This is a genomic window from Protofrankia symbiont of Coriaria ruscifolia (assembly GCF_900634745.1).
In the GTDB taxonomy this organism is placed as follows: Bacteria; Actinomycetota; Actinomycetes; order Frankiales; family Frankiaceae; genus Protofrankia; species Protofrankia californiensis.
In genome coordinates this window covers 28,595-50,693 of sequence record NZ_CAAAFR010000149.1, presented here as the reverse complement: position 1 = coordinate 50,693, position 22,099 = coordinate 28,595, and the positions used below count along the sequence as shown (strand labels likewise).

The window sequence follows — 22,099 nt, the reverse complement described above, 5'->3', positions numbered from 1 at the left end:
ACGCTCTGCTGGGACGGGTGGGGGACGCTCGGCGTGACCTTCCCGGGGTGGCGGTGCTGCTGCGGGGCCGGCGCCGGGTCGGCAAGTCCCGGCTGGTCCAGGTGTTCTGCGGGCGGGCGGGTGTGCCGTCGGTGTTCTTCCAGGCGAGCCAGGGTGCTGATCCGGCGGCTGAGCGGGTCGCGTTCGCCGCCGCCGTGGGGGAATCGGAGCTGGCGGGCCGGGACCTGTTCGCCGCCGGCACAGTGCTGCCGACCTGGACGGCGTTGTTCCGTCAGCTCGCCGCGGCGCTGCCCGCCGACTCCCCGAGCATCGTGGTCATCGACGAGCTGCCCTGGCTGATCGAAGCCGACCCGACGCTGGAAGGGACGTTGCAGACGGCGTGGGACACACTGCTCGCGCGCAAGCCGGTTCTGCTGGTGCTCATCGGCTCGGATCTGGCCATGATGGAACGTCTGGACGACTACCGGCGCCCGTTCCACCAACGCGGCACGGTGATGGTGCTGCCGGCGCTGAACCCGGCCGAGGTCGGTGCCATGCTCGACCTGCCGGCGGCCGAGGCGATCGACGCGTATCTTGTCACCGGCGGCCTGCCGCTGATCTGCCAGGAATGGCGCCCCGGCCAGTCCGTCGAGGACTTTCTCGCCGGGTCGCTGGCCGATCCGACATCGGCGCTGCTGGTCTCGGGTGAACGTTCGCTTGCTGCCGAGTTCCCGGGGCATCTGCAGGCCCGGGCGGTGCTCACCGCGGTCGGTACCGGCGAGCGCACGTGGAGTGGTGTCCGCGCGGCGATGTCCCCTCGGGCCGAGCCGATGGCGGCAAGCTCCCTGACCAACGCCCTGCGTCTGCTGGAAGCCAAACGGGTGATTGCCGTTGACGCGCCGTTGTCGACCAGACCGGCTGAGAAGGACCGTCGCTACCGGGTGGCCGACCCATACCTGCGTTTTTATCTGGCGTTTCTGGAAGCGGGCCTGCCCCTGGTCGAACGCGGACGCGCCGACCTGCTGCTGCGGCGAGTGCGGCGTTCCTGGACCGCCTGGCGTGGCCGGGCCGTCGAGCCGGTGATCCGGGAGGCGCTGCTGCGGATCGCCCCGGAACTCGGCTGGCCCGAGATCGAAGCCGTCGGCGGCTGGTGGAACCGGCAGAACAACCCGGAGATCGACCTGGTCGGTGCCGACCGTCAGGGCGTCGCCACCCGGATAGTGTTCACCGGCAGCATCAAATGGCAGACCTCAAGGCTGTTCGACCAGCATGACCATGCCGCCCTGGTCCGTGACACGGCCGCGGTGCCGGGGGCTGACCCGGCCACCGAGCTGCTCGCCGTCCACCGGAGCGGTGTCGTCGCCGGCCTGCCGGTACGGACCGTCGGCCCGGACGAGCTGATCGCGGCCTGGCGTGCATGAGGCTACCGGGCTGTGCAACAGCTACCGGGCGAGGCGTAGCAGGGTGGTGGCGCGGCCATCGGCGAAGTCGCCTGACTCTCGCTTGTCCACAGAGGGCCGATCAGATGCTCTTGGTCCGCGTCAAGGATCGAATATCGGCACTCGGACTTCGTTGACAACATAGATTTTCCACACGCACGTGGCGTGGTGTTCACGTGGTGATGTTGTCCGGGGCCGTGGAATGGGTCGCGTACCTGGCCGCCCGGGGCGGACAGCGAGGGGCCACAAGCGCTGGGCTCGGCGGGTGGTCGGCGGGCCGTAGAGTCACGGATGAAGGTCCCTACTCCGAGGTCGCGGAAGGTGGTGTCCGCGGATGCGCCGGTTCAACACGGCGGGACCATGCCGTCCCGAGTACCACTACATGATTCCGGCGCTGAGGCGGCTGCCGGAGGCGCCCGGGCTGGTGGACCAGATGGGGTACTTCGTGGTGCACGCGCCCCGGCAGACGGGGAAGACGACGGCGTTGCGGGCGCTGGCACAGGAGCTGACCGCCGCCGGCCACCATGCCGCGCTGCACTTCTCCTGTGAGCTCGGCCAGGCGGTCGGGGACGACTACGGCGCGGCACAGCGCGGCATCCTCGACGAAATCCGGCTCCGTGCCGAGCTTGCCCTGCCGACGGACCTGCATCCGCCGCCGTGGCCGCAGGCGTCCGAGGCGAACCTGCTCACCGTCGCGCTCACGGCCTGGGTGCGGACCTGCCCCCGGCCGTTGGTGCTGTTCTTCGACGAGATCGATGCGCTGCACGGGCAGAGCCTGATCAGTGTGCTGCGGCAGCTGCGGGCCGGTTTCAGCGAGCGTCCCGCAGCGTTCCCCGCGTCGGTGGCGCTGTGCGGGCTGCGGGATGTGCGAGACTACAAGGCCGCCGCGGGGGGTGATCCGTCCCGGCTGGGTACCGCCAGTCCGTTCAACATCAAGCTGGAATCGTTGCGGTTGGGGGACTTCACCCCCGACGAGGTCGGTGAGCTCTACGCCCAGCACACCGCCGAGACCGGGCAGCGGTTCACCCCGGAGGCGGTCGACCGGGCGATCGAGCTGACCGCCGGCCAGCCGTGGCTGGTCAACGCTCTGGCTCGTGAGGTCGTCGAGAAGATCGGCGTCCCGACCGCGGAGCCGATCACTGCCGAGCAGGTGGAGCAGGCCAAGGAGCGGCTCATTCTGGCCCGCGCCACCCATTTGGATTCCCTGGCCGCCCGGCTGGCCGACTCCCGGGTGCGCCGCATCCTCGAACCGGTCCTCGCCGGCACCCTGGTCACCCTCGACCCCTACGACGACGACGTCACCTACGTCCGTGACCTGGGCCTGGTCGCCCTCACCCGACCCGTCCGGGTCGCCAACCCGATCTACCGGGAGGTGATCGCTCGGGTCCTGGCCGCCGGTGTCGAGGAAAACGTGCTCGCCGACCCCCGCAGCTTCGTGCTCCCCGACAGCCGCCTCGACTTCCCCTTGTTGCTGGCCGAGTTCGCCGCCTTCTGGCGGGAACACGGCGAGATCCTCACCCGCGCCCAGCATTATCACGAGGCCGCTCCCCAGCTCGTCCTCATGGGTTTTCTGCAGCGGGTCGTCAACGGCGGCGGCTACGTCGAGCGTGAATACGGTGTCGGCCGCGGGCGGATCGACATTCTCGTCCGCTGGCCGTACACCACATCCGATGGCGCCCGCCGCTGGCAACGCGAAGCCGTCGAACTCAAGGTGTGGCGCCCCGGGGAACCCGACCCCCTTGCCAAAGGGCTGACCCAGCTCGACGGCTACCTCGACCGCCTCGACCTCGACCACGGTGTGCTCGTGCTGTTCGACCGCCGACCCGACGCCGCCCCCATCACGCAACGCACCACGTTCGAGAAGGCCACCAGCCCTACCGGCCGCGACATCACACTCCTGCGCGCCTGACCCACCCGACCGGCTGGTCGCACAGGCGCGATCGGCCGCGTTGCCGCTGTCCTCCGCCGCACCGGTGAAAACCGCTCACCGTCACAGAGCACGTGAATCAACCCTGTCGACGGGTCTGTCGACTGTTGAGTGCTCCGCAGCAGTGGGCGTCCGCGGTCGGTGTCGGCATCGTTCCTCTGCCTGCACGGTCGGCATGTCTGTGTGCTCTTCCCGGGGGCGGGGCCCATCGCGCTGGAAGCGGGACGGTTCGGTTGGATGCTGTCATGGCTGTGACCGTGGATGTGAATGCGCTGCTTGCGGAGGTCGGGCCGGAGGCGGCGAGGCATGGACGAGAAAGCGTTGCCGACGGCCGGGTGAGCGGCCTGGCCGCGGTGAACGGGGGCGTCCGGGCGACGGTGACCGACCGCGAGGGTAATCGGTCAAATGTGTCGGTTGTGATTGTCGGCCGCACCCTGGTCGGCGACTGCGACCGTGACAACAGGCCGGACGGCACGCTGTGCGAGCACGCGGTCGCCGTTGTCGTGGCCGCCCTCGACGCCGGCATCACGTGGACCGTGACGGCGGACGTGGCCGGCGCCGCGGTGGGCTTGAACAAGAACGAACGGATGGTCGCCGAGGCCGCGGCGGCCCTGACCCGGATCGAGCTGATCGGCCTCGTCGTGGAGCAGGCGTCGACCGACCGGCTGTTCGCTGGGAAGGTTCTCCGACGTGCGGGGCGGCTTTCTCCGGCAGGCCCGGCGGAGCTCGACCGGGCCCGCCGGCTGGTGCGGGACGCGGCCGCCATTCCTGACAGTCACCGCCAGTGGGATTTTTATGATCTCGTCAGGGCGGGGGTGGCGATGGCGGAGGAGCTGGAGCTGCTCGCGGTGCGGCCGCCGACCGCCGAGGTGCTCGCCCTCGTCGAGGACGCGATCGGTGTGTGGGACGGACTGTCGGGCTATCTGTACGACGCCTGGGAGACGTACGAGACGGAACCGTCGGAGATCGGTGAGCGGTTGGCGGACGTCCACCTGGACCTGTGCGAGGAGCTCCGCCCGGATCCGGTCGAGCTCGGTCGCAGGCTCGCCGAGCTGGTCAAAGCCGCCGAAGTCGAGTCCTTCCTGGATGCGCCGGAGGGCTACGCCGACATCCTCGGTGAGGAGGGGCTCGACGCATACGACGCGGCCTTGGATCACTGAAGGTCACGATCGTCCTCGGGGTCGGTGAACCCGCGTCCAGGTGGTGGCCGATGCTCAGCGACGCCGGGCAGATCGCCGAGGTGCGCGCCGTGCTGGCTCAGATGATCGACCTCTGAGGTGATGATCGACGGTGGTTTGCTGTGGGGTACGGGTTTCGGGCGGATGGGCGTACCTGGCGACAAACTTGCGCCGATCTTGCCGGCGGAGTGGTATCCACCAGCGTGTGCCATCCGTTGTCAGGACGCGTACGGTTACGCGTCTGCCTCAACGGCTACCGAACGCAGCGAGGGCATGGCTACCAGGCGAGGTGTACCAGGGTGGTGGCGCGGGCGGTGGCGAGGTGGCCGCGGCCGGGTGGGGCGGCGAAGAACTGGTCGGGTTCCAGCTTGAAGCCGTGCTCGCGCGCCACCACGGGTGAGGTGGGTGTGAGCAGCAGCCGGGCGCCGCTTGTCATGATTTCGCTGACGACGCGGGCGAGGGAGCGGCGCTGGCCGGAGAGGATCGGCGTCGCGTCGCCGCAGAGCACGAGCGCCTGGTGGCCGAGCGCGCCGGGGCTGGCGATGTCCTGCAACAACGTGGGGCCGTCGGCGAAGTTGACCTGCGTCGGTACGACGGTGATCTGATCACAGTCGTCGACGACGACCGCGTACCGCCCGTCACCGAACGCCTCGGCGGCGGTACGCAGGTCAGTGTCCTTGAGCACCGTCCCGGTGACGACCCGGACGCCGCCGTCATCCCCGATGAGGGTGGGCAGCGGTGAGCGCGGCGGGGCGACGACCAGTACGCCGACACCGACCCGCCGCAGCCCCCGGGCGGCGGTCGCCGCCGCGGTCGTCCGCCCGGACCCCGCGGGGCCGGAGACGAGCAGCAGGTGCGGCCCGGCGTCGAAGAAGTCCATGCCCACGACGTCCACATCCGGGCCGCCCACGCCGAGCGGCAGCCAGGTGTCCGACAGCGGCGGGTCGGGCAGGGCCAGCTCCGCGAGATCCACGCGGGCCGGCAGTGGGGGGAACGGGCGCGGCAACCGGCCCGCCGTCGCAGCCGCCGTCGTCGTAGCCGGTGTGACGGCGGGCGGCTCGGCTGTGGACAGACGGGTGGTGACCTGGTCGATGAGTGTGGCTGCGTCGACGTCCGGGCGGCAGATCTGGACCTGTGCCCCGCTCGCGGCGTCCGCGGCCCGGCCGGGCACGGCCGGTGGGCTCGCCACCCCTGACGGCAGGTGCGCCCGGCGCAGCTCCTCCTTGCCGAACGGCAGGAGCAGACGCCGGGTGAACAGGGCCGACACCCTGCTGGTCAGCAGTTCCTGACCGCCGAGCGGTACGATGTGTACGCCCAGTGGCGGCCCGGCCACGATCGTCTCGCGCAGCGTGGTCAGCAGCGACGTTTCCAGGAACGTCGGGTCGCCGCGGTTTTCGAACTGCTCCCAGCCGTCGACCACGACGACGATCCACGGATTCCGCTGCCCGCCGGTTGTCGCACCGCCGCCCAACCGCCCGATCTGGCGCCGGGCGACCTCCTCATGCAGCCAGGTGACGAACCGGCGGATGCGGTCCGGCTCATTACCGGCGATCACCGCGCCGCAGTGCGGCAGCCCCGCGTAGGCCGCCAGCCCCGCCGGCTGGTGCTCGATGGCGTACACCTGCGCCTCGTCCGGCCGGAAGCGTGACGCCAGACTGGTGATCAGGGTGCGGGCCAGCGTCGTACGGCCCTGCTGCGGCCCACCGGCGACCAGCAGCCGGTCGCTCCCGGCCAGGTCGAGCACGGCCGGCGGCTGGGCCTGGGCGTCGGGGGAGTCGACCAGACCGTACGGGACGGCTGTCGCGGGCGGTTCGCCGGTGGCCCAGGCCGTCGCCAGGTCGTCCAGTGTCAGATCCGCGGGCAGCGGCGGCAGCAACGGCCGGAACGGCGCCGGACGGCCCAGCCTGCGCGCGGCGGCCTCGATCGCGCGGACGGTCAGTGTCTGGTCGGTGGCCGCGCCGCCGTGGTCCGTCTGGTCCTCGGGCCGGGTGGTGCCGAGCGCGACCCAGTCCACGATCCGGATCCGGGCGGGCCGCGCCCCGCCGGCGGGCGGCGGATCACCCAGGTAGCCGGACTGGAACAGGCGTGGAGTCCGTGTCTCGTCCTTCGTGCACAGGATCATGCCGCGGCCCCGCAGCCGGCCCGGGATGGCCGCGGCGTCCGGTACGCCCAGGACCTCGACGCTGTCGGCCGGCTCGTTCTGCCGGAGCGTGATCCGCAGGTCGATGTTGTTCTTCAGCTCGGCCGACAGTTTGCCCTGCAGCGACTGGGTGGCCAGCACCAGGTGCATGCCGAGCGACCGGCCCTTGGCCGCGACGTTGACCAGCGCCCGCAGGAAGTCCGGGGACGTCTCCAGCACCCGCGCGAACTCATCGAAGATCATTACAAGGCGGGGTAGCGCGGGCAGCCCGGGTGCGCCGCGCCGGGCCGTCCAGTATTCGTCGATCTCCCCGCCGTACCGGGCGAGCAGGGACTCCCGGCGACGCACCTCCGCGCGGACCGAGGCGAGTACCCGGTCGGCGGCGGCCTCGTCGAAGACGTCCGCCGGTGTCTCGCCGGTGGAGCGGATGAGCCCGACGACGTGCGGGCAGCTCTCGAACGGCAGGAATGCGCTGCCGCCCTTGAAGTCGACGAGGACGAGGTTCAGCTCGTCGGGGGTGTTGGCCAGCAGCAGGGAGGTGACGAGCGTCTGCAGCAGGATGCTCTTGCCCGCACCGGTGGCGCCGCCGAGCATCGTGTGCGGTCCCTGCCCGGCGAGGTCGACGGTGACCGGCCCGTCCGCGTCCGCGCCGAGTGGCACCCGTGTGGTCGGCCCCGGCTGGTCCGCCCACACGGCGAGCACGTCGTCCGCGGACGCCACGCCCATGCCGATGCCGACGAGGTCGAGGAAACGCACCGGGTAGGGGAGGGCCGACTCAGCGCCGCCCAGCGACAGCCGGTCGCGCAGCGGCGCGACCGGCCGGGCGAGCCGTTCGGCGTCGCCGGGGCTGATGCCCTCGGCGTGGCCGACCACGACCTGCTCGCCGCGGCTACGGGTGAGCCGGACGGCGCGGGCGTCGTCGACCTGGCATTCGGCGCGGCACTCGTTCATCCCGTGCCGGTCAACGGCGATCACGTACACGCCGACTTCCGGGCCTTCCCGCAGGATTGCCTTCATACCCGGCAGGTTGCGCAGCGCGAGCGCGCCGTCGAGCAGGACGACGACGTCCTCGGCGAAGCGGACGTTGCCAGCGCCCCGGCGTTCGGCGGACCGGATGGTGATCAGATCCCGGAGTTCGGCGATGCGGCTCGTCCGGGTCTGCTCAGTGTTGCCGACCCAGCAGGGCACGGGGTTCGCCTCGCCGGCGGCGACGTGCGGCAGCCAGGTGGCCCACGCCAGATGACTCCGGCTGCTGGACGTGATCAGGACGATCCGGAGGTCGTCGGGGCTGCGGAGCACGCCGAGCTGGACCAACAGCCACCGGGCCAGGTCATCGGCCGGTCCGGTCGGGCCGGTGACACCGAGCACACCCGCGGTGCGCAGGTCGATAGTCAGCGGTATGCCGTGCAGGGCGGGCTCGGTGAAACCGGCCCACCGCTCGCCGCGCAGGTCGATCGACGCGGGTTCGCCCGCGATGCCCACCCGCAGCCGCAGACCGTCGGGGGAGTCGGCGTTGCGTGGCCATACCCGGCGGTCGGCTCCGGTCGCGGCAAGCGTGAGGTCGAGGCGGTCGGGCGCCTGCACGCGGCGGATCTTCTCCTCGGCGGCCACAAGAGCCGTGGTCGTGTGCAGCGCGGCCGCTTTCTCGGTCTCGAAGCGCCGATCGTCGGCAGCTCGCTGTCTGCGGGCCACCACCTGGGTGCCGATGACGCTGGCGGGACCGAGCAGGCACATCACCAGGACGATGGGGTTACGCATGACCGCGAAGAGGACCGCGCCGATCACGACCGGTAACAGGGCGGGGATCCAGACGGCGCCCCGGGAGGTGGCATGCCGGGCGGGGGCCGACGGCAGCGCCACCTCGGTGCGGCTGATGGTGGGCGCCGGTGCGAAGGCCCGGTCGAAGTCGAGGCGGCCGTCCTGGCTGTGGGCGGTCGACAGCGGAGTTCGCGGCAACGGCACCCACTCCATGCGGTCGGTGCCGATTTCGAGGGTGGCGCCGGCCGGGAGGGGAGTCGGCCCGACCACGAGCGCGCCGTCGATCAGGGTGCCGTTGCTCGAACGGAGGTCCTCGACGGTGGCCGTGGCGTCCAGGGACACCGTGAGCGCCGCGTGCCGGCGGGAAACCTCGTCGCACCTGAGCACGACACGCTCCTGCGGATCCCGCCCCATCATGTGGTGGCCCGGGGCGAGCCACACGATCAGGCCGGCGTCGTGGCCGTCCAGCACCCGGAGGGCGCCGGCGACACCGGGTTGGACGGCGCGCGGCTCAGGACCCGGAGTTCCGATACTGATCGTCACGCCGTGTACCAGCGGGCTTTCGGCGACGGTCTCGGCTCGGTTGAGCGGTTGGTCGCCGACGAAGCAGCGGCGGCCGCCGACCGGCAACGGCAGCGCGTCGAGCACGGAGCCGACCCCGGTCTCGGGATCGGCCGACATCTCGACGTCGTACCTGGCATCCGTGCCGGGGTCGTACACACTCAGTCTGAGGATCATCCTCTGCTTCGCTCCCGTCGAAGCACACGCGGACTCAGCCGGTAGCGCAGCATGGCGCGCCAGCCGCCGGCTGGGAACTCCAGCTCTGCCCGACCACACCCATCCCATCCGCCGAACCCGAAACCTGCGGGCGGGTTGTCAGCCAACCGATAGTGACGTGGTCGATCGGGCATGGAAATGTGCTCTGCGAACCACAGTAGTCCGCTGGCGGATGGAGAGCGACCATCTCGTCAACAGTCGGCGGTGACGGCACCGAGCCTACAGCGACAGGAGGGGCGATGAGTATTCTCTCCAAGCCGGATGTCCCATCTTCCGGGAAGGCTGCTGATTCATTCCCGCCCCGCGGCCTGGTGGCACTGCGTTTCAAGGAGCGGTTGACGGGCTATTTCTCGACCCGGGTGACCGACGACTTCCAGGCGGGATTCACACAGGGGCGGGCGGACGGGACATCGGTCGACATCGACCTCGCCGTCGACTTCGATGACGTCGACGTGCTGCTGCGTGACCAGACCACACCGGGACGCCCGTCGGGAAGTGTGCGGGTACCGATCCTGTCGAGCGAGGCGCTGACGATCGAGGACGGCGAGTTCGTCCTCGTCGAACCCGACCCCGACCAGGTCGAAACCTGGCATATACGGTATCGGCTGGTACTCGTCGCGGGTGACGGTGAGCGCTATACCCTCGACGCCTTCAAGGTGTTGCACGACCGTCCGGGGCTTGACGCGTGGTCCGACACGACGACCCTCAACCTGACGTTGCGCACGGATGACGGCCGGACGCTCGGGGTGGGTATCGCCAGGGTCGAGCGCCGTGACTTCGTCCGGGCGCTGCGGGCGATCGAGGTGCGGGGTGTCGCCGACGCCGGCCGCCGCCGGGCGTACGAGCTGGCAGCCCTGAAGCTGTTCGCCGGATACCTGCTGCGGATCTACGGCGGCCCGCTGGACGAGGCCCGGCGTTTCCCCGTCGCTCCGGCCCGCCCGGCGGGCCCGGGGCAGCGGGTGCTGCGCCTGCCGGACCCCGAGATCCGCTGGTGCGGGGAGAGCAGCCGTTGGCACGAGGGTGCCGATGTGGGTGCGGACGGCTGGCTGCGTCTCATCCGCTATCGGGGCGGGGACAAGGGGCCGGTACTGCTCGCCTCCGGGTTCGGCATGTCCACCGGGGCCTTCCTTGCCGACACGATCCGCACCAACCTGACCGAGTTCCTCGTCGAGCACGGCTACGACGTCTGGCTGTTCGACTACCGCGCGTCCATCGATCTGCCCTCCTCGGCCGGCCAGTTCACCCTCGACGCCATTGCCACCGAGGACTGGCCGACCGCGGTCGAGGAGGTCCGGCGGGTGACCGGGGCCGCCGACGTCCAGGCATACGGGCACTGCGTGGGTTCCGGCTCACTGCTGATGGCGTTGGCAGCCGGCAAGCTGCCCAGCGTCCGCTCGGCGGTCTGTGCCCAGTTCCCGCTGCATCCGGTCGCGTCACCGTTGAACAAGCTCAAAACAGGCCTGCACGTCGGCGAGGCGCTCGGTGGTCTTGGTCTGAAGCTTGTGCAGCCGGGCCGCCGGTTCACCCTTCCCAACGTTGCCGTCGACCTGGCGTTACGAGCGGTGCCGATGGCCTCGTCGGAACGTTGCGGCCAGGCGCTGTGCCGCTGGATCAACGCCATCTTCGGCTGCACCCACCGGCACGCACGGCTCAACCAGGCCACCCACGAGGCACTCAACGACATGTTCGGGGTCGGCAACATCGCCACGCTCGGGCACCTGGCGTCGATGATGCGGACGGGTCTGGCCGTCGACGCCGCGGGCCGGGACGTCTACACCAGCGATCCGCAGTTCCTGCGGCTGCCCATCCACTTCCTGCAGGGGACGGACAACTACATCTTCCTGCCGGAGGGAACCGCGCGGACCCTGCGCTGGCTCCGCGACGCCAACGGCCCGGATCTGTACAGCCGCAGCCTCCTGCCCGGCTACGCACATCTGGACGCGATCATCGGTCAGGACGCCGACCGTGACGTCTACCCGCTCATCCTCAACCATCTGGAGTCCGATCGTCGGGGATGACGGGATGACGGGATGACGGGATGACACCTCGGGGTAACGAGCCCAGGGTGCGGCCATCCGGGATGATGCCGTCCGGGATGAGGAGTCGGGGTGCGGGACGTCGGAGGTGAGGCCGTCCGGTGTGGGAGATCGAGGGTGCGGCCCGATCCGGGGCGGACCGGGGCCGCGGTCAGGCGTGCGGTACCTGCCGGGCCGCGCGCGTCTGCACCGCTTTCAGGCCGAGCTGCGCGGCTGTCCGCAGCGCTGCCGTACGCAGCTCCTCGGCGCGTTCCCGGTCGCCGTCGGAGCCCCTCGACATCAGCACGAGCGCGTACTCCATCTGGGTGAGCGCGGCGAACGGAGGAGATCCCATCGCGTGGTGCCGCTGTAGGGCCGCCTCGAGGTGCGCGCAGGCGGCGTCCCACCGGCCCAGTGTCGCGGCGAGCACACCGAGGTGGTGGGTGACCGCACCGAGGAAGCCCGCCAGACCCAGGGTGGCGTTGTGCCGGGCGAAGGGAAGGATCAGCTCGTAGAGCTTCCCCGCCCATACCCTGTCCCCGATCGCGGTTACCGTCTGGATGAACGCGACGATCGTCGCCCACCACGAGTAGTTCTCGTCCAGCTTGGCCGGGGCGTCCGGGGAGAGGCTGCCCAGCAGTTTGCGGACCTGGTCATCGGCTGCCGACTCCGCACCCAGCCACGCCCTCATCGCCGGCCAGATCTGGATCTGCGACTGCAGGGTCGCGATGTCGTCGATGAGCGAGCGGGTCTCACCGAGGTGTCCCCGCAGCCACAGCATCGGAAGTGCCTGACCGATGAGGATGAGCTCGGTCTGCGAATGGCCCAGCTGGCGAAGCCGGGTCTGCAGCTCGCCGGTCAGGCGTTGGGCGTGTTCGTACCGCCCCTCGATCGTGGCGACGACCACGTCCCACATGGCCGCCATCCGCAGGAACTCGGGATGGCGCAGCTCCCGGGCGAGATCGGCGAGAGTGGCGGCGGTGTCGGCCGCCAGCTCGAAGTCCCCCCGCCGGAACCGCGCGGACATCCTGATCCGCAGCCCGTCCAGGAGCAGCTCGTGGTTACCGAGTTCCTCGCCCAGACGCAGGATCTCGGCGGCGTCGGCGAGCTGCTCGTCGACGTCCCGGGGGCCGTCCAGGGCCCAGCAGCGGTGGCACAGGACGATGGCCAGCGTCGCCAGGTCGTTCACCCGCCGGGCCATGGCGATCGCTTCCTCGCAGAGGGCCACCCGCTCGGCGTACGGGCGCTCGTGGTGCACCCAGTGGGCGAGGCGTCCCAGCGCCCTGGCCCGCGCGGGGCTGTCCGCGTTGCCCAGGCGCTCCAGCGTCTCCTCCAGCAGCGCCTGGCCCTGGGGATCCGGACTCACCGCCGGGGGCAGCACACCGCCGTACCCGAAGGCGGCGCGGGTGAACAGGTCGGTGACGTCGCTGTCGCGGGCGACCGTGGCCGCCTCGACGAAACGGGCGTCCCGGGCCGGGTACTCCCCGGCCCGCCCGTGGGCGTCGCCCAGGGCGAGCAGCAGCTCGGCGCGCAGCCCTCCACCGTTGCGCTCCAGCACGTCAAGCGCACGGCGGTAGTGCAGCACCGCGCCGTCGAAGGCCGCCTCCGCCAGTGCGCGGTCACCGGCGAGCCGCGCGTAGTGGACGGCCCGGTCGGCGACGGCCGGGTCCGCGCACGCCCAGTAGTGGTGGGCGAGCTCGGCGTGGGCGCTCGCCTGGCGGGCCTGGAAGGCGTCCCCGATCTGGCGATGCAGGCGAGCGGCGCGGGTGACACCCAGGCTGTCCCGCAGGAACCGGCGTACGACCGAGTGGGAGAAGACGTACCGGGCGGGCTGGTCGTGGTCCTCGTGCACCAGACCGGCCTGCCGCGCCTCGTCGAGGAGGTCGAGCAGGCGTATTTCGTCGATCTTGGCTGTGGTGCCGAGGATGTCCACGTCGAACTCATGGCCGATCACCGATGCGATGGCGAGGGAGGAGGAGCACTCCTGGGACAGCCGGCTCAGCCGCCAGCGCACCAGATCCCGCACGGTTTCGGGGATCTCGACGCGGGACGGGCCTGACGGGGCCGGCGGGGCCAGGGGCACCAGCTGGTTTGGCCGGACCGGGCCGGGGGGAGCCGGCGGGCCACTCGACGGAGTCCGCTCGGAGGCCGGGGTCGAAGCCGGGGGAAGCGCCCCCACGTCCACCAGGTGCCGCATCATCTCCGTCAGGAAGAACGGGTTGCCCGCCGTGTCCGTCCGCAGCTCGCGGGCCAGCGCGAGGCCGGGTTCGGCCAGCCCTCCGCCGGTGACCTGCCCGAGCAGTGCCACGGTCTCGTCCTCGTCGAGGCCGCCGACGGTGATCCGCCGGCAGTCGGCGTCCCGGGCCAGCCTGGGCAGGAAGTGGCTCAGCTCCCCGTGGTCGGTGCTGCGGTAGGTGGCCACCACGAGCAGGGGTGTCGCCCGTGGCATCCGCATCAGGTGCTGCAGCAGGAGCAGGGAGGAGCGGTCCGCCCACTGCAGGTCGTCCAGGACGGTGAGGACGGGACGCCGGGAGGCCATCGTGCACAGCCAGCCGTCAAGGGCCTCGAACAGGCGGAACCGTTCGGCCTCGGCGTTGCCCGGCAGGGGGGTGCCGACCACGCCGACGCGCTTGGCAACCTCGGGAAACAGCCGGGAGATCTCGTCGGCGTGCTCGCTGAACTCCGCCCGTAGCAGGGACCTCGGGCAGGTGCGTGAATACTCGCCCAACGCCTCCCGGTAGGCCTGGTAAGGGGCGAGCACTTCCTCGTCCCAGCGGCCGTAGAGCACCAGCCCGCCGTCGTCGAGCGCGGTGCGGGCGATCTGTGCGGCCAGGGTGGTCTTCCCGATCCCGGGCTCCCCGCTGATCAGCGCGAGTACCCGGTGTCCGGATCGGGCCCGGTCCCAGCTCTCCCGCAGTGCCCGTAGTTCCGCCACCCGACCGACGAAGGCGGTGTCCGCCATGCTCGCCAACCAGCCGAGGTGGGAGCCGCCGGGAGGCCCGGTATCGGTATCGGTGTCGACGTCGGTGTTGTCGACATCGGTCGGCCCGCTGCGCGGATCGGTCGGCGTCGAGGAGCCAGGGGCCCGCAGCGGTGGGAACGTGTCCTGCAGGTCAGGTACCACCAGCTGCCAGATCCGCTGGGTCCGGTCGAAGTCCTTCAGCCAGTGCTCACCGAGGTAGCGCACGTCGAGACCGGCGGGCAGGGCGTCCTCGACGAGCGAATGGGTGATCTCCGACAGCAGGATCTGCCCGCCGTGCCCGGCGGAGCACAACCGGGCCGCCCGGTGCACCCCGAGCCCGACGTAACGGCCGGTCCACGCGGTCGGTTCGGTGGTGTGGATGCCCATCCGGACGCGGACCCGGGCGCCGGCCGGCCATGAATGCGCCGCCAGCGCACGCTGGGCCGCGACGGCGGCCGCCACGGCCTCCTTGGACGTGCGGAACGCGACGAAGAACGAGTCGCCCTGGGTGTCGATCTCTCGGCCGCCGGTCGCGTCGAAGGCCTGTCGTTGCAGGCGTTGGCATTCGGCCAGGATTTCGCCGTAGCGCTCGCCGTGTCTTCTGACCAGTCGGGTCGAGCCCTCGATGTCGGTGAACAGCAGCGTCACCGTGCCTGTGGAGAGCGTCACCGTGCCTGCGGAGGTCGAGTCGGTCAGCATGGTCCGGTTGGCACGGGAGCCGGATGTCACCAGGCGCATCCGTGGCCCGGATTCCGTGTCGACCTCGTCCGTGCCGCACGGCTGGTTGGCGGCCCCGGAGGTGTTGGTGACAACCACATCGCACCCCTCGGTTCCCCGGGTTCTCCGACGGGACGGAGAAGCCATGATCGCGCTGCCTTTGGTCCGCTGGATACTCGCGGGCGAAACCCGGTGGGGAAGCCCGTCCAGGGATATCAAAACACCTGCCGGAGACGCGCACCCGACAACGGGTCGTCCACGGTCGGGACCGTCTCGAGGGATTACCGGACGTTGCGGTTTACTCACAGGCGATCGGCGACCGTCGAGACCGTTTTTACTCCGGTAATCGGATCGATGCCACCAGTCATCATCATCTCGGTGGGCGGGTCAGGCGTCGCGGCGTACCCGTAAAGCGGCCAGGAGGTTCCGGAGGTCCCGGAGGTCCAGGAGGTCTGCGAGGCCCGGGAGGCCCGGGCCTGCGGGTCGCCGAGAGGCGGTCATCCCGGCTGTGAAGGATGATGTGACTCAACGGACGGGAAAGGTGTGACGTGACGCGCCGAGTGCGTCCTTGACCCCCGGGTTGGTCGTCCCTACTGTCCGGTCCACGGTCGGAAGTTGACATAACATTAACTGTCTAGCTGACGGTGAAGGTTGAAGCTCACCGATCGTTCCTTGCTCCATCCACTCGGCGCCGCCTTCCTCGCTGCACCGGGCGGCTGGGGCATGTCCCCTGTCCGCCCACCGATGTTGCTGGAGGACCGACACCGCATGGCAGCTCCTCAGAACTACCTGGCGGTGATCAAGGTCGTCGGGATCGGCGGTGGCGGCGTGAACGCCGTCAACCGCATGATCGAGGTCGGTCTCAAGGGCGTCGAGTTCATCGCGATCAATACCGACGCCCAGGCCCTGCTCATGAGCGACGCCGACGTCAAGCTCGACGTCGGACGCGAACTCACCCGTGGACTCGGTGCGGGTGCGGACCCGGAGGTCGGCCGCCAGGCGGCCGAGGACCACCGGGAAGAGATCGAAGAGGTCCTCAAGGGCGCCGACATGGTGTTCGTCACCGCGGGAGAAGGCGGTGGCACAGGCACCGGCGGCGCACCGGTGGTGGCCAACGTCGCCCGGTCGCTGGGCGCCCTGACGATCGGTGTCGTCACCCGTCCGTTCACCTTCGAGGGACGCCGTCGCGCCACCCAGGCGGAAGCCGGGATCGACGCCCTGCGCAACGAGGTCGACACCCTCATCGTCATCCCGAACGACCGGCTGCTGGCGATGACCGACCGTGACATCAGCGTGCTGGACGCGTTCCGCAGCGCCGACCAGGTGCTGCTCTCCGGTGTGCAGGGCATCACCGACCTCATCACCACACCCGGCCTGATCAACCTCGACTTCGCCGACGTCAAGACCGTCATGTCGCACGCGGGCAGCGCCCTGATGGGAATCGGGCGGGCCCGCGGCGACGATCGGGCCATCGTCGCGGCCGAGCAGGCCATCGCCTCGCCTCTGCTGGAAGCGAGCATGGACGGCGCCCAGGGCGTCCTGTTGAACATCTCGGGTGGTTCCGACCTCGGCCTGTTCGAGATCAACGCCGCCGCCGAACTGGTCGCGGACGCCGCTCATCCCGAGGCGAACATCATTTTCGGTGCGGTGATCGACGACGCGCTCGGCGACGAGGTCCGGGTGACGGTCATCGCCGCGGGCTTCGACACCGTCCCGGCCCGGCCCAAGGCGTTCCTGCCCGGCTCCCGTCGCAGCCCTGCTGGCCAGCCCGCCGCCGCGGGGAACTCCGCAGCCTCGGGAGGCTCGACCTCGGGGCCGTCGGGATCCACGCCCACGACGGCCCCCGCGGCCTCCTCGTCTCCGGCGCCCGTCACGGTCACGCCGGCTGCGTCCTTCACCGCCTCGACCGCGCAGCCCCGGACCGTTCCCGCGACGGCGGTGGCGACCCCGCACACGTCGGCGTCGTCCGCCCGTGTGTCGTCCCAGCCGGCCCACCCCCGGACGTCCGCGCCCGGCCAGGTGGCGGAAGCCTCCGACGACCGGGACTACAACCACGACGCGCAGTCACCGTCCCGGCGGGAAAGCGTCGACGCCAGCGTTGATCAGGGTCATCCGCCGTACAAGGAGCCCAGGGAGGGGCCTCGGCCGAGCTATCCGCCGCCTCGCAGACCGGTCCGGCCGATCGCGGACGACGACGACGAGCTCGACGTCCCCGACTTCCTCAAATAGCTTCGTTGCCGGTATCGGTCCGGATGCAGGTGGCGGCCATGTTTGTCGGGAACTTCCCGCGGTTCGTCCTGAACGTCGCGTGCGGTCACCATGAGGCCGGCGGCGGTCCGCCGCGGGCGCACCCGGCGACGATGCCGCTGCCACGACACGGGCGAGACAGGTGATGATCGCACCGATCGCGGGAGGACCGGCCTCGGCACAGCGGCGCGAGGAACTGCGACACAACCTTGCCGATGTCCGTGGGCGGATCGCCGCAGCGGCTGCCGCGGCGGGTCGCCCGGCCGACGAGCTCACCCTCATCGCGGTGAGCAAGAACTGGCCGGCATCGGACGTCGCCCTGCTCAGCGGGCTGGGTGTCACGCATTTCGCGGAGAACCGCGAGCAGGAGGCCCGGCTGAAGGTGGCGGCTGTGACGAAATACCTCTCCGGTCGCGAACTTGACAGTGAGGTTTCGTCTGCATGGCAGCCGCATGCACGCGACGTCGTCCCGGAGGGGGATGCCGACCAGATTCGTCAGCCGGGCCCGGCGGCTGCGCCAGAATCCGGGCCCTGCTGGCATTTCGTCGGCCAGCTCCAGCGTAACAAGGCCCGTCCGGTGGCTGGATGGGCTCATTGGGTGCAGTCGGTCGACCGTGCGCCACTGGTGAATGCGCTAGCCGGTGGGGCGCTCTCGTACGATCGGGAAATCGCCGTATGTCTGCAGGTGTCGCTGGATCCGGCCGGGTACGACACCGGTCGAGGTGGTGTTCACCCGGCCGACATCCTCGCTCTGGGCGACCTTGTGGCCGCAAGCCGCGGCCTCGTCCTCGTCGGGGTGATGGGGGTTGCGCCGCGCGGCCTGCCGGCCCATCCGGCCTTCGCGAGGCTGCGCGAGGTTTCGGACATGCTTCGTCGAGAGCATCCGGACGCGTCGGTGATCAGTGCCGGCATGTCCGCGGACTTCGCCGAAGCGGTGGCCGAAGGCGCGACACACCTTCGCATCGGGACGGCTTTGTTCGGTCCACGGCGTGGTGTCCCTTAGAGTCGCGCTCATGGGTGTCGCGCGCAGGGCGATGGTCTACCTCGGTCTGGCCGAGGAGGACGAAAGCTACCTCGACGAAGACGAGTACGACGACGCCGGTCGTGAGGACCGACGCGACGTCGGTGAGCCGATGCCCGCCGAGCGGTCGGTCCGTCGTATAGATGCACGTGAGGAGCCGCCTGCGATGCCGCGACGTCCCCCGGTGGAACAGCTTCGGCCGGCTGGTCCGGTTCCGATGCGCAGGCCATCCGCGATCGAGGAGCCGTCACCGTACCGGATCACCACCTTGCAGCCGCGAAGCTACAATGAGGCTCGGCAGATAGGGGAGGAGTTCCGGGACGGGACTCCTGTTATCATGAATCTGACTGAGATGGATGATGTTGACGCCAAGCGGCTGGTCGACTTCGCCGCGGGTTTGGTGTTCGGCCTGCGCGGATCGATCGAGAAGGTCACCAACAAGGTGTTCTTGCTCTCGCCGCACAACGTCGAGGTCACCGAGACCGACAAGCGGCGCATCCGTGAGGGTGGCTTCTACAATCAGTCATGATCATATGTCAGCTGTCATCAGACTCAAGTCCCCACAGGTACAGGAGAGCCCGCCATCAGCACACTTGGTGACGTGATCTCCACACTCCTGCTGGTCTACCTACTGTTGCTGTTCGCTCGCGTAGTGATAGATCTAGTGGTCTCGCTGAGCCACACCTTTCGTCCGACCGGAGTCTTGGTACTAGTCTTTGAGTCCGTGTACACCGTCACTGATCCACCGCTGAGATTAGTGCGGCGGTTCATCCCGCCCCTTCGGGTGGGTAACGTGGCGTTCGACCTCGGATTTTTATTGATCTTAGTTGTGATCTGGGTCTTGCGGAGACTCGCAGATGGGCTGTGACGAAGTCGCGCACGTGGCGAATGCGCGCGGCAGACTGCCGCTGGACCGCCCTCTCCGGGGAACGGCGATGCCGCATCATGAGGAGGCGACGTGGCTCTGACACCGCAGGACGTACAGAACAAGGTCTTCAGCCCGACCCGGTTCCGCACCGGCTACAACGAGGACGAGGTCGACTCCTTCCTCGACGACGTCGAGAGCGAGCTCACCAGGCTCCTGGACGAGAACACCGACCTGCGCCGACAGCTCGACGAGGCCCGCCGCGCGGGCGGCGGTGCTGGTTCGGGTGTACCCGCCCAGGTGCTGGAGGAAAACCAGCAGCTGCGCAGGCAGCTGGAGGAAACCCGGCGCCAGGTCGCGCAGGCTCAGGCACAGGCGGCCCAGGCAGTACAGGCGGCAGCCCGCGAACGTCCTGCCGCACAGCCGGCGGCGACCACGGTCATACCGGCGGTACCCCCGGCAGCCGCGGCCCCGGCCCGCACCGGCAACACCCAGCTGGACGCCGAGATCGAACAGCGTGTGGCCCGAACCCTCGTGCTCGCCCAACGCACCGCGGACGAGGCGCTGCGGGAGGCTCGTAACGAATCGGAGCGCGCACGGCGCGAAGCCCGCGCCGACGCCGACCGCATCATCGGCGAGGCTCGCGCGCATGTCGCCGAACAGCTCGGTGGCCTGGAGGACGACAAGCGTCGCCTGGAAGGCCAGGTCGAGCAGTTGCGGGCCTTCGAGCGCGAGTACCGGACCCGTCTGCGTGCCTACCTGGAGATGCAGCTGCGCGATCTGGACGGCATGCCGACACAGCCGGCTGTCGGAGCCGGCGGCCCCTCACGCCCACCGCTCAACCCCGGTACCGGCTCCCCGCCGCCCCCTCCGGTCGGGATCACCGCCAGTTCCGCGGCGGCCTCCGGTCCCACGTCTGCCTTCCCGTCCGCTTCGCCCCTGGGTGCGGGCGCGATGGCGCGAGGAAACGACAACGGCGGGGTCCGCGCACCCGACATGGAGACGGCTGCCCGCCGGGACGCGTCCGGACTGCAGGACTTCTAAGGGTCTGCCCGGTGGATCTTCGTTAAGGCCCCTGGATGTATCCACGATCCCGGCATACCGGTTTTGTAACCGCCTGCGGGCAGGGCGTCCGGAGCGTTGATCTCCGGCAGCGGCAGCCGTGACCGTCGTCAGCGGCGTCCTCGTCCTGCTGTCGTCTGTGCTGCTGGGCATGGGCGTCCTGGGCAGCACCGGTTTCGTCTACGCCTCGATCGTGATCGGCCTGGTGGCGGCGGTGCTGCTGTCGCTGGGGGTACGCAGGCCGTCCCGGCGCTCACCGGCAGGCCGGGACACTCGCTGAGTTCCCCGGCCAAGCCCCGCCTGGCCCGTTGGCCAAGCCTCGCCGCCGGCCCGAAGCCCGGCCTGAGCTCCCGGCCGAAAACCCCGGCCTGAGCCGCCGGCCGAGCCCCGGTGAGGTGACGACTGCCTGCGTCAGTCGGTGGCGACCGCCGCCGGCCGCAACCAGAACGTCAGCCCGAGATCCGGCGCGGTCCGGCCGGTCTCGCCCGCGGCCTGACCCGCGGGATCGGCGCCCTCGGTGAAGGTCACGGCGAGGACCTCGGCAGCCACGGTGGAACCATGCTCCCGCAGGGCCTGGCCCGTCTGCGGCGTGTCCGCCGTCCAGCGGACGTCGATCCGGTCGGTGATGTCCAGGCCGGAGGCCTTACGCGCCTCCTGCAGGACCCGCACCACGTCCCTGGCGATACCGGCCCGCCGCAGTTCGGGGGTGATCTCCAGGTCGAGGGCCACGGACAGCCCCGACTCCGACGTCACGGCCCATCCCTGTCGCGGGGTCTCGGCGATGATGAGATCGTCACCGGCGAGCTCGATCCGTTCGCCGTCCACCTCGACGGTGAGCCGGCCGTCCACCGGCCGGCCCGCGCCGGCGACGGCCGCCGCGACCAGCGGGGTTCGCTTGCCGAACCGGCGGCCCAGCGTCCGGAAGTTCGGCTTCACGGTGACGTCGACCACGTCGGCGGTGGCGGCCTCGACGGTGGTGACGTTGAGTTCCTCGGCGATCTGCGCGCGCAGGTCCGGGAAGAGCCCGGCGAACTCGGGGGCGGCCACGACCGCGCGTGCCAGCGGCTGGCGGGTCCGCACACCGCTGCTCGCCCGTGCCGCCCGGCCGAGTTCGACCACCCGCCGCACCAGATCCATCCGGGCGGCAAGCGACGCGTCCACAAGATCGGGCACCGGGATCGGCCAGTCGGCGAGGTGGACCGAGTCCGGGGCGTCCGCCCGGACGCCGGCGACCAGCTTCGACCACAACGTGTCGGTGAGGAACGGGGTGAAGGGGGCCATCAGCCGGGTCACGCCGTCCAGGCACGTGTAGAGGGTCTCCAAGGCGTCCGGATCGGCCTCCCAGAACCGCCGCCGGGAGCGGCGCACGTACCAGTTGGACAGGTCGTCGATGAAGCGGGTCAGGCGGCGCCCGGCGCGCAGCGAGTCGAACGCGTCCAGCGCCTCGGTGACCTCGGTGATGGTGGCGTGCAGCTCCGAGAGGGCCCAGCGGTCGAGCACCGGCCGGGCCTGCGGTTCGGCGGCGGGTGCACCCCCCGGCGCCCAGCCGGCGGCGTTCGCGTACAGGACGAAGAACGACGCGGTGTTCCAGTAGGTCAGCAACACCTTGCGGACGATGTCCTCAAGCGCCTCGTGGCCGACCCTGCGGTCCGCCCACGGCGAGCCGGCCGCGAGCATCAGCCAGCGCACCGCGTCCGCTCCGTGCCGTTCGAACAGCTCGAACGGGTCGAGGACGTTGCCCAGATGCTTGCTCATCTTGCGGCCCTCGGCGTCGAGGAGAAGGCCGAGGCAGAGCACGGTCTCGTACGCCGAGCGATCGAACACCAGCGTCCCGATGGCCATCAGTGTGTAGAACCAGCCGCGGGTCTGGTCGATGGCCTCGCAGATGTACTGCGCCGGATACTGGCCCTCGAACTCCTCGCGGTTGCGGTGCGGCGCGCCCCACTGGGCGAACGGCATCGCGCCGCTGTCGTACCAGACGTCGATCACGTCGGGGACGCGGCGCGCCACCG

Annotated in this window: 14 protein-coding genes; 10 read left to right on the top strand and 4 right to left on the bottom strand. The window is 70.4% G+C overall.

What is annotated here, in order from left to right:
* The 3 genes from CV1CTNOD_RS16420 to CV1CTNOD_RS16410 all read left to right on the top strand — a co-directional run.
* On the top strand, nucleotides 1–1,400 hold a 1,400-nt coding region (locus CV1CTNOD_RS16420; protein WP_207386489.1), incomplete at its 5' end, for an ATP-binding protein.
* Between the two features lie 352 nt (nucleotides 1,401–1,752).
* On the top strand, nucleotides 1,753–3,327 hold the full coding sequence (locus CV1CTNOD_RS16415) for an AAA family ATPase (protein WP_131786928.1): 1,575 nt from the start codon (nucleotides 1,753–1,755) through the stop codon (nucleotides 3,325–3,327).
* A gap of 263 nt (nucleotides 3,328–3,590) precedes the next feature.
* Entirely contained in the window at nucleotides 3,591–4,505 is a 915-nt protein-coding gene (locus tag CV1CTNOD_RS16410) for a hypothetical protein (protein WP_131786927.1), read from the top strand.
* Here CV1CTNOD_RS16410 and CV1CTNOD_RS25810 read toward each other — a convergent pair.
* Both CV1CTNOD_RS25810 and CV1CTNOD_RS16405 read right to left on the bottom strand, forming a co-directional pair.
* The gene (locus CV1CTNOD_RS25810) at nucleotides 4,499–4,735 is read right to left on the bottom strand and encodes a hypothetical protein (protein WP_207386488.1); all 237 of its coding nucleotides are present in this window, start codon (nucleotides 4,733–4,735) and stop codon (nucleotides 4,499–4,501) included. The genes CV1CTNOD_RS16410 and CV1CTNOD_RS25810 overlap by 7 nt on opposite strands.
* Before the next feature lie 65 nt (nucleotides 4,736–4,800).
* Nucleotides 4,801–9,159: an FtsK/SpoIIIE domain-containing protein gene (locus CV1CTNOD_RS16405; RefSeq protein WP_131786926.1), complete on the bottom strand. Its 4,359-nt coding sequence runs from the start codon at nucleotides 9,157–9,159 to the stop codon at nucleotides 4,801–4,803.
* A gap of 278 nt (nucleotides 9,160–9,437) precedes the next feature.
* Between CV1CTNOD_RS16405 and CV1CTNOD_RS16400 the strand changes: the two genes are divergently transcribed.
* The gene (locus CV1CTNOD_RS16400; protein WP_131786925.1) at nucleotides 9,438–11,216 is read left to right on the top strand and encodes an alpha/beta hydrolase; all 1,779 of its coding nucleotides are present in this window, start codon (nucleotides 9,438–9,440) and stop codon (nucleotides 11,214–11,216) included.
* A 169-nt stretch (nucleotides 11,217–11,385) separates the two neighbouring features.
* On the opposite strand, the gene CV1CTNOD_RS24835 is transcribed toward CV1CTNOD_RS16400, so the two are convergent.
* On the bottom strand, nucleotides 11,386–14,991 hold the full coding sequence (locus CV1CTNOD_RS24835) for an AAA family ATPase (RefSeq protein ID WP_165485563.1): 3,606 nt from the start codon (nucleotides 14,989–14,991) through the stop codon (nucleotides 11,386–11,388).
* A gap of 669 nt (nucleotides 14,992–15,660) precedes the next feature.
* Between CV1CTNOD_RS24835 and ftsZ the strand changes: the two genes are divergently transcribed.
* The 6 genes from ftsZ to CV1CTNOD_RS16355 all read left to right on the top strand — a co-directional run bounded on the left by ftsZ (nucleotide 15,661) and on the right by CV1CTNOD_RS16355 (nucleotide 20,367).
* On the top strand, nucleotides 15,661–17,121 hold the full coding sequence (gene ftsZ / locus CV1CTNOD_RS16380) for a cell division protein FtsZ (RefSeq protein WP_131786924.1): 1,461 nt from the start codon (nucleotides 15,661–15,663) through the stop codon (nucleotides 17,119–17,121).
* 163 nt (nucleotides 17,122–17,284) lie between these two features.
* Entirely contained in the window at nucleotides 17,285–18,142 is an 858-nt protein-coding gene (locus tag CV1CTNOD_RS16375; RefSeq protein WP_131786923.1) for a YggS family pyridoxal phosphate enzyme, read from the top strand.
* 10 nt (nucleotides 18,143–18,152) lie between these two features.
* Nucleotides 18,153–18,689: a cell division protein SepF gene (locus CV1CTNOD_RS16370; protein ID WP_131767762.1), complete on the top strand. Its 537-nt coding sequence runs from the start codon at nucleotides 18,153–18,155 to the stop codon at nucleotides 18,687–18,689.
* Nucleotides 18,690–18,761: 72 nt separating this feature from the next.
* Nucleotides 18,762–19,028 carry a YggT family protein gene (locus tag CV1CTNOD_RS16365; RefSeq protein ID WP_131786922.1) on the top strand — a complete coding sequence of 89 codons (267 nt, stop codon included), beginning with the start codon at nucleotides 18,762–18,764 and terminating at the stop codon, nucleotides 19,026–19,028.
* Nucleotides 19,029–19,118: 90 nt separating this feature from the next.
* Nucleotides 19,119–20,069, top strand: a complete 951-nt coding sequence (locus tag CV1CTNOD_RS16360; protein ID WP_131786921.1) for a DivIVA domain-containing protein — start codon at nucleotides 19,119–19,121, stop codon at nucleotides 20,067–20,069.
* A 118-nt stretch (nucleotides 20,070–20,187) separates the two neighbouring features.
* Entirely contained in the window at nucleotides 20,188–20,367 is a 180-nt protein-coding gene (locus tag CV1CTNOD_RS16355) for a hypothetical protein (RefSeq protein ID WP_131786920.1), read from the top strand.
* A gap of 131 nt (nucleotides 20,368–20,498) precedes the next feature.
* Here the strand turns inward: CV1CTNOD_RS16355 and CV1CTNOD_RS16350 are convergent.
* Nucleotides 20,499–22,099: DUF5915 domain-containing protein (locus tag CV1CTNOD_RS16350; protein ID WP_165485562.1), on the bottom strand; the 1,601-nt coding region annotated here is incomplete at its 5' end.

Coding starts and splice junctions, on each gene's coding strand:
- CV1CTNOD_RS16415 (WP_131786928.1), top strand. CDS start 1,753: ATGCGCCGGTTCAACACGGCGGGACCATGCCGTCCCGAGTACCACTAC.
- CV1CTNOD_RS16410 (WP_131786927.1), top strand. CDS start 3,591: ATGGCTGTGACCGTGGATGTGAATGCGCTGCTTGCGGAGGTCGGGCCG.
- CV1CTNOD_RS25810 (WP_207386488.1), bottom strand. CDS start 4,735: ATGGCACACGCTGGTGGATACCACTCCGCCGGCAAGATCGGCGCAAGT.
- CV1CTNOD_RS16405 (WP_131786926.1), bottom strand. CDS start 9,159: ATGATCCTCAGACTGAGTGTGTACGACCCCGGCACGGATGCCAGGTAC.
- CV1CTNOD_RS16400 (WP_131786925.1), top strand. CDS start 9,438: ATGAGTATTCTCTCCAAGCCGGATGTCCCATCTTCCGGGAAGGCTGCT.
- ftsZ (WP_131786924.1), top strand. CDS start 15,661: ATGGCAGCTCCTCAGAACTACCTGGCGGTGATCAAGGTCGTCGGGATC.
- CV1CTNOD_RS16375 (WP_131786923.1), top strand. CDS start 17,285: ATGATCGCACCGATCGCGGGAGGACCGGCCTCGGCACAGCGGCGCGAG.
- CV1CTNOD_RS16370 (WP_131767762.1), top strand. CDS start 18,153: ATGGGTGTCGCGCGCAGGGCGATGGTCTACCTCGGTCTGGCCGAGGAG.